This is a genomic window from Chitinophaga sp. (assembly GCF_035564935.1).
Lineage (GTDB): Bacteria > Bacteroidota > Bacteroidia > Chitinophagales > Chitinophagaceae > Chitinophaga.
Window position 1 is genome coordinate 1 of record NZ_DATMTE010000172.1, and the last position, 2,102, is coordinate 2,102.

General features: G+C 45.3%; 2 protein-coding genes. One reads left to right on the forward strand and one right to left on the reverse strand.

Going from position 1 to position 2,102, the window contains the following annotated elements; all coding sequences use genetic code 11:
- Positions 1-15 precede the first annotated feature (15 nt).
- Complete coding sequence (locus VN105_RS04595) at positions 16-1,182, forward strand: hypothetical protein (protein WP_325638386.1); 1,167 nt, start codon at positions 16-18, stop codon at positions 1,180-1,182.
- Between the two features lie 41 nt (positions 1,183-1,223).
- Here VN105_RS04595 and VN105_RS04600 read toward each other — a convergent pair whose 3' ends face one another.
- Positions 1,224-2,057 carry a ThuA domain-containing protein gene (locus VN105_RS04600; RefSeq protein ID WP_325638387.1) on the reverse strand — a complete coding sequence of 278 codons (834 nt, stop codon included), beginning with the start codon at positions 2,055-2,057 and terminating at the stop codon, positions 1,224-1,226.
- Positions 2,058-2,102 lie beyond the last annotated feature (45 nt).

Below are 2,102 nucleotides of genomic sequence, written 5' to 3' on the forward strand. Positions count from 1 at the left end.
GATAAATAAAATCTCATGAAAAAATTATTCCCTGTACTTTTTGTATTCGCTTTTACGGCTGTAAAAGCCCAAACCAATGTGATTGGTACCACCGGCAATGTAGGAATTGGCACACTTAATCCTGTAAGTAAATTACAGGTGGTGGATAACAGCCGGAATTATTATGTGAACCGGCCTATTGCGGGGCAATCGCAGGATGGGGTAGGGATCACCTACATCTTGCTGCATGAAATTTATACCGGAACTTTAATAACTGATAAACATGTAATGGGAAAAATTACAGGTATCAGGGGATCAACCGGCGCTTATAACAGGAAATGGACAGTAGAAGTTAATACTGCAGCTGCCTATAATGCTAATAAAGGCTCCATTATCAGCTACAATGAAATAGCAAGATTAGTAACAGTTGTTTATAATGGCAAGAGCTATCTTGCCGCAGAGATAGCAAATAGCTATGCCATGTTGGGCTTTTCGTTTACAGGTTATGCAAGCGGAGAAACTTTATTAATGGTGAAGGCCAGTGATGTAACAGGTGTAGCGCTGTTCACGTCAACAGATCCAATAGGCATCCAGGGAAATCTCAGTCTTGGAACCCAATCCTCCTCGGCCCGGCTGGATATATCTGGTGGCCCCACCTGGACTACCAATAACTGGACAAAATCAGTAAGATTGTATAATGGTTCGGGAATTGAATTTCACAGTGTTTCAAGGTCATTTGGTATAGGCGCCACGGGAAATAATTTTTATTTTTTCCATGCCAATACTGATAATACCGGCGGCGCTAATTATTTTATGATCGCCGATGGTAATACCGGCAATATCAGCATTGGTGGCACCAACCCTGTAGCCAACTACAAACTCAGCGTAGACGGTACCCTCGGTGCCCGCCGTATCAAAGTACAGCAAGGCGCCTGGGCCGATTACGTATTTCATCCCGGCTACCAGCTGCCATCCCTGCAGGAGGTAGAGAACTTTGTTACTGCGGAAAAACACCTGGAGGGCATCCCCTCGGAAAAAGAAGTACTCGAAAAAGGACTGGACCTGGGCGATTTTGACCAGCAGTTATTAAAGAAAGTAGAAGAACTTACCCTGTATATTATCCAGTTGAATAAAAACGTAGAGCGCCTGAATAAACAGGTAGCAGAACAGCAGCAAACTATTGCCACCCTGCAGGCAAAGTGATTAAAACCTGCGCAGGGGAATTATCTCTTGCGCCGTTACTTTTATTTCTTCTTCCCCATCCACTGCAATGCATCCAGGATCATCCTGTTCTGCATTTCATTCGCAAAGGTGAAAGACAATTCCTTATTGGTATGATGCTCGTAGTCGATATCATTATGCCCCATATTCACGTATAGCATCTTGTATTTTTTATTGGTCCATACTACAGGATAGTAGCCGCTGTGCCAGATCTCGTGTTGCTTGGGGCCGGTACCCAATGGAAAGCTGCTGGAGTCAACAGACAGCAGTATGGTGATGTCCGGGTTTTTACGCAGGTCGTTGCTCCAGCGATACCATTCATTGGGGGCGGTAGAGAAAGTATCCGGCAGGTGTTGTGTAACGGGGTGCGGACGGTTTTCCACCCGCAATACAGCCGGTGTAGGACGCCAGGTATTGCTGACATAAGATCCTGAACCGAGGAAAGTATTATGGTACCAGTCCCAGTTTTGGGGTACTGCTGAAGGAGTGAGTGCAAACGCCGCAAAGTGAAAGCCTATCCATCCGCCGCCATGCTCCATGTATTTCCGGAAGGCAGCGCGTTGCGCAGGATCTTCAGGCCGGGTATCCAGGAAAATCACTACCTGGTATTTAGACAGGAATGCAGCATTGAGGTTTTGCCAGTTATTGGTGGAATCGTAACTAAAGTGATATTTCGCCGCCATTTCGGGAAACCATTTATTGGCTTCATGTACAAAACTAATATGTGCCTGGTCGTTTTTAGCAGTGTAAAAAGCGATAACACGGAATTGGGGGGATGTTGCCTGCTGCGCCTGGCTTACAGCACAGCCAAACAGGCTAAAAAGCCAAAAGAGGCTGGTGTGGAATTTTAGCTTCATAAGTAGTAAATGAACTACAAAATAAACCATTCACGCGAATTTTCT